At 60.2% G+C, this 5,764-nt stretch carries 6 protein-coding genes; all 6 read left to right on the forward strand.

All coding sequences use genetic code 11. The features are described 5' to 3' along the window. Positions 1–319 (forward strand): transposase (locus ACOCD2_RS11045; protein WP_419589530.1); only part of this gene is annotated, 319 nt, incomplete at its 5' end. Between the two features lie 352 nt (positions 320–671). After that, positions 672–1,361, forward strand: a complete 690-nt coding sequence (gene rpe / locus ACOCD2_RS11050) for a ribulose-phosphate 3-epimerase (RefSeq protein ID WP_293647606.1) — start codon at positions 672–674, stop codon at positions 1,359–1,361. 2 nt (positions 1,362–1,363) lie between these two features. Then, positions 1,364–2,029 (forward strand): phosphoglycolate phosphatase, encoded by a 666-nt coding sequence (locus ACOCD2_RS11055; protein WP_293647604.1) that lies wholly within the window; start codon positions 1,364–1,366, stop codon positions 2,027–2,029. Positions 2,030–2,203: 174 nt separating this feature from the next. After that, complete coding sequence (trpE, locus tag ACOCD2_RS11060) at positions 2,204–3,700, forward strand: anthranilate synthase component I (RefSeq protein WP_293647602.1); 1,497 nt, start codon at positions 2,204–2,206, stop codon at positions 3,698–3,700. Between the two features lie 3 nt (positions 3,701–3,703). Then, positions 3,704–4,282, forward strand: coding sequence for an aminodeoxychorismate synthase component II (locus tag ACOCD2_RS11065; protein WP_293647600.1), 579 nt, complete (start codon positions 3,704–3,706; stop codon positions 4,280–4,282). Between the two features lie 256 nt (positions 4,283–4,538). Further along, positions 4,539–5,561, forward strand: coding sequence for an anthranilate phosphoribosyltransferase (trpD, locus tag ACOCD2_RS11070; protein WP_293647598.1), 1,023 nt, complete (start codon positions 4,539–4,541; stop codon positions 5,559–5,561). Positions 5,562–5,764: the final 203 nt, after the last annotated feature.

Below are 5,764 nucleotides of genomic sequence, written 5' to 3' on the forward strand. Positions count from 1 at the left end.
ACGCCTGTCAAAAAAATGCAATAGGGCTGATTGTTTGGCGCTTACTGCCACCCTGCGAGCGAACCAACTGCGGCTGTACTTCTCTTCCTTTGCCTATGTCCTGCTGCACGGCCTGCGTCGGCTGGGCCTGACCGGTACGGCGTTTGCCAAGGCCCAGAGCACGACGATCCGTCTGAAGCTGCTGAAAATCGGCGCCCGCCTGCGCCTGACGGTACGCAAAGTCTGGCTGTCCTTCTCGGAAGCATCCCCCTACGCCAGCGACATCGCTCAGATCCTGGCCAATCTCAAGCAGCACCCTGCTTGGTCGCCGCCTGGATAGGTTCTTCCGTCCCCAACAACATCGACTCAAAGAATCAGTCCTGGGTGCTGAGGGACTGGTGCGTCTGTTCTGTCAAAAAAACATCCTCCAGAGCCCCTGAGAGAGCAAAAAACACGAGAATCTCTTCTCTTGGCGAGTACCTTGGCACGAGAAATGGGCTATCGGGCTATCTTGGCCACGTCCCGGCGCCTAAAAAACGCCGGAACTAGGGGGTCGGTGAGCGATGCGGGTTAGATGACGTAGTCCTGGGCGCGGGTGGCACAACAATGAATTTTCCGGTTGATTCCGGTAATATAGTACAACTGACTTTCAAGTTTTCCGTGAGCCGGCAGTCCGGCAGGGAGTATTCATCATGACAGATTTCGTATTGGCACCTTCCATCCTTTCCGCAGATTTCGCCAAGCTCGGCCAGGAATGCGACGACGTGCTGGCATCCGGCACCGACTTCATCCATTTCGATGTCATGGACAATCACTATGTTCCCAACCTGACCATCGGCCCGCTGGTCTGCGACGCCCTGCGCAAGCACGGCATCACCGCGCCCATCGATGTGCATCTGATGGTCAGCCCCGTGGACCGCGTGGTCGGTGATTTCGCCGAGGCCGGCGCCACTTACATCACTTTCCATCCCGAAGCTTCCGAGCATGTGGACCGCACCCTGCAGCTGATCAAAGGAGCCGGCTGCAAGGCAGGCCTGGTGTTCAACCCGGCCACCCCACTGGACTACCTGAAGTACGAGATGGAAAACGTGGACATGATCCTGCTCATGTCCGTGAATCCCGGCTTCGGCGGCCAGAGTTTCATTCCCTCCGCCCTGCAGAAGCTGAAAGAAGCACGCAAAATGATCGACGAGTCCGGTCTGGATATCCGCCTGGAGATCGACGGCGGCGTCAAGGTGGACAACATCGCCGAGATCGCTGCGGCGGGTGCAGACACCTTCGTTTCCGGTTCCGGCATCTTCGGTGGCCGCAACGAAAACGATCCCAACAAGTACGACAGCCGCGTAAAGGAAATGCGCGACGCCCTGGCCAAGGCCGTCTGAGCATGTCCGACAAACCGCAGATGATCCTCATCGATGTGGACGGCACGCTGGTGGACAGCGTGCCGGACCTCGCCTGGTGCGTGGACGAAATGATGCAGCAACTCGGGCGTGAGCCCTGGGGCGAGACCCGGGTGCGCGACTGGGTGGGCAACGGCGTGGAGCGACTGGTGCGCCGCGCCCTCATCGGCCAGCTCGATGGCGAACCCTCGGACGAGGAATTCGACAAGGCCTACCCCATCTTCCTGGACCTGTACGCCGACAACACTTCCAAGCGGTCTTTACTCTATCCGGGCGTACAGGAAGGTCTGGATTATTTGCGGGAACAGGGTTATTCCCTCGGCTGCGTCACCAACAAGGCCGAGCAGTTCACCCTGCCCCTGTTGCAGGATCTGGGCATCTTCGACTACTTCGGTATCGTGGTCGCCGGCGACACCCTGCCGGTGAAGAAACCCGATCCCACGCCACTGCTCTATGCCGCCGAGTTCTTCGGTGTCACGCCGGAACAGTCACTGATGATCGGCGACTCCAAGAGCGACGTGAAAGCAGCCCGCGCCGCTGGCTTCGGCATCGTCTGCATGAGCTATGGTTACAACCATGGCGAAGACATCCGCATCTACGAACCGGATGAAGTGATCGATTCCATGGCGGAACTGAAAGACAGGCTGTAAACACGAATTTCACTTGGCGAATCAGCGTTTTTGTTTTATCTTTGCGCTACATTACGAATTCCACCAGCATATTCGAAATCATGATGAACACGATAGCGATACAGCAAGGACGATGGCGGAGCTGAGCATTCAGCTGCGTTGTCCTGTTTGTGTTTCGATATTGTGGAGAAAGTCATGACCCCTGAAAAATTCGACGCCCTGGCTGCCCTGGGCTACAACCGCATCCCCGTGGTTTGCGAGGTGCTTGCGGACCTCGATACCCCCCTGAGTGTTTACCTGAAACTGGTGGATGGCCCTTACGGCTACCTGTTCGAATCCGTGCAGGGTGGCGAGAAGTGGGGCCGCTATTCCATCATCGGGCTGCCCTGCCGCACCCAGTTGCGCGTCAGGCAACACCAGGTCACCATCACCACCAGCGGTGAAGTGGTGGAAACCGCCGAAGTGGAAGACCCACTGGCCTTCGTCGAGACGTTTCAGGACCGATACAGGGTGCCCGAACTGCCGGGCCTGCCCCGTTTCAGCGGCGGTCTGGTGGGATATTTCGGCTACGACACTATCGGCTATATCGAGCCAAGGCTCTACAATCCGGACAAGAACGATCCTCTGGGCGCACCGGATATCTTCCTCATGGTGTCCGACGAAGTGGTTGTATTCGATAACCTGGCCGGCCGCATGTTCATCATCGTCCATGCCGATCCCGAGCGTGGCGACACTTATGCCAGCGCTCATGCGCGCATCGCAGAACTGGCCGAACGCATGCGCAACAGCCCGCCCTCCCTGCCCCGTGGCGAGCATCGCGAAGTGCGGGAGTCGGATTTCGTCTCCGGATTCACCGAAGAGGGCTTCAAGGCCGCCGTCGAGCGTATCCGGGAATACATCGTGGAAGGGGATTGCATGCAGGTGGTGCTTTCCCAGCGGCTGTCCATCCCCTTCCAGGCGCCGCCCCTGGACCTGTATCGGGCGCTGCGCGGCCTGAACCCTTCGCCCTACATGTATTTCCTGGACATGGACGATTTTCAGATCGTGGGCTCATCACCGGAGATCCTGGTGCGCCTGGAAGATGGCGAAGTCACCGTGCGCCCCATTGCCGGCACCCGCCGCCGGGGTCACACGGAAGAGGAAGACCAGGCCCTGGAAGCCGAACTGCTGGCCGATCCCAAGGAACTGGCGGAGCATCTGATGCTCATCGACCTGGGGCGCAATGATGCGGGCCGGGTGGCCAGCACCGGCAGCGTGACCCTCACGGACAGGATGATCGTGGAGCGCTATTCCCACGTCATGCATATCGTCTCCAATGTCACCGCCGATCTCAAGGAAGGCATGAGCGCCATCGACGTGCTGCGGGCCACCTTCCCGGCGGGCACGGTATCCGGCGCTCCCAAGATCCGCGCCATGGAGATCATCGACGAGCTGGAGCCGGTAAAGCGCGGCGTGTATTCCGGGGCCGTGGGCTATTTGTCCTGGAACGGCAACATGGACACGGCCATAGCCATCCGCACGGCGGTAATCAAGGACGGCCAGCTGCACATCCAGGCCGGCGCCGGCATCGTTGCCGATTCCAGGCCTGAGCTGGAATGGAAGGAAACCATGAACAAGGGCAGGGCGGTGTTCCGCGCCGTGGCCCTGGCCGAAGCCGGGCTGGAAAAACATTTGTGCGAAGGGGAGGACTGAGCCATGTTGCTGATGATCGACAACTACGATTCCTTCACCTTCAACCTGGTGCAGTATTTTGGCGAACTGGGCGCCGAGGTGGTGGTAAAGCGCAACGACGAGATCGATCTCGAAGGGATTGAGGCGCTGAACCCGGACCACCTGGTCATCTCGCCCGGTCCCTGCACCCCCAATGAAGCGGGCGTGTCCGTGGCCGCCATCAGGCAGTTCGCGGGCAAGCTGCCCATTCTCGGGGTGTGCCTGGGACATCAATCTATCGGCCAAGCCTTTGGGGGGAAAATCGTTCACGCCCGGGAGATCATGCATGGCAAGACCTCGCCCGTGTATCACGCGGACACGGGGGTGTTCAGCGGCCTGGACAACCCTTTCACCGCCACCCGTTATCACTCCCTGGTGATCGACAGGGAAACCCTGCCCGACTGTCTGGAGATCACCGCCTGGACAGAGAAAGACGGGGAGATGGACGAGATCATGGGCGTGCGTCACCGGGAGCTGAACGTGCAGGGGGTGCAGTTCCACCCCGAGTCCATTCTCACCGAGCATGGGCATGACATGCTGCGGAATTTTCTCGACGGAAAATAATGCAGGCCGGGCTTCGGCCCGACAACAGGCGGCAGGAAGGATGATGAACGGTTTTGAGCTGGGAGTGTCCCTGGTCAGGGAACGCCGTTAACCCATCCCTGGGGGCTTGACGGTGGCATCCATGCCACCGACATCCCTGACCAGGGACACCCCCAGCCCTTAAAATATGTAGGTCGGGCTTCAGCCCGACAACAAGCGGCACAAGGGGAAATGTCGGACTGAAGTCCGACCTACCAAGGTTGCAGAGGCAAGAACCATGAACATGAAACAGGCCATAAACCGGGTTATAGACAAGCAGGATCTGAGCGCGGAGGAGATGACAGCCGTCATGCGAACCATCATGACCGGCGGCGCCACCCCGGCGCAGATCGGCTGCTTTCTCATCGGCCTGCGCATGAAGGGGGAGACAGTGACGGAAATCACTGCGGCCGCCTCGGTGATGCGCGAGCTGGCGACCGGGGTGGATATCTCCGGCCTGGATTATGCCGTGGATATCGTGGGCACCGGTGGCGATGCTTCCGGCACCTTCAATGTCTCCACCGCATCCATGTTCGTGGCCGCGGCGGCAGGCTGTCACGTGGCCAAACACGGCAACCGCTCGGTTTCCAGCAAGTCCGGCAGCGCTGACGCCCTGGAGGCGGCGGGCATCCGCCTGGACCTGAACCCTGAACAGGTGGCCCATTGCGTGCGTGAAGTGGGGGTGGGCTTCATGTTCGCTCCCGGTCATCACAGTGCGATGAAGCATACCATCGGTCCGCGCAAAGAAATGGGGGTGCGCACGATTTTCAACGTGCTGGGCCCCCTGACCAACCCCGCCGGGGTGCCCAACCTGCTCCTGGGCGTATTCAGCGAAGACCTGCTGGAGCCTCTGGCGGAAGTGTTGCAACGCTTGGGCGCCCACCATGTGCTGGTGGTGCATTCCAAAGACGGCCTGGATGAGATCAGCATCGGCGACAAGACAGAAGTGGCCGAGCTGAAAGACGGCGCCATTCGCCGTTACAGCATCTGGCCGGAGGAGTTCGGCATGGAGCGGGCTTCCCTGGAGGCCATCCAGGTGGCTGATGCTGGGGAGAGCCTGGCCATGATCCGTTCCGTACTGGAGGATCATGCCGGCCCCGCCCGGGATATCGTTACGCTGAATGCCGGCGCGGCTATTTATGCGGCTGGACTGGCGGATGATCTCAAGGGCGGCGTGGACAAGGCCCGGGCAGCGATTGCCAGCGGCGAGGCACGCAACCGGCTGGACAGGCTGGTGGTGGTGTCCCAGGGCTTCGATTGAACAAGGCCCTCCCCCCCCCCCCCGCCCCCTGTTCCAGAGAAAAGGGAGAACAACCTGCCCTCACCCTGACCCTCTCCCCGAGGGAGGGTGTCGCAAAAGCCCCTTCCTGAACGTTACGGTTGAGGGTAACCTAGACCCTTATGTGGAACCACTACTCTTTAGCTGCGCTACGATGAAAAACCGACCTATAAAAAGGCGTGTTG

Origin of the sequence: Thiolapillus sp. (assembly GCF_048562965.1) — a bacterium.
Lineage (GTDB): Bacteria > Pseudomonadota > Gammaproteobacteria > Chromatiales > Chromatiaceae > Thiolapillus > Thiolapillus brandeum_A.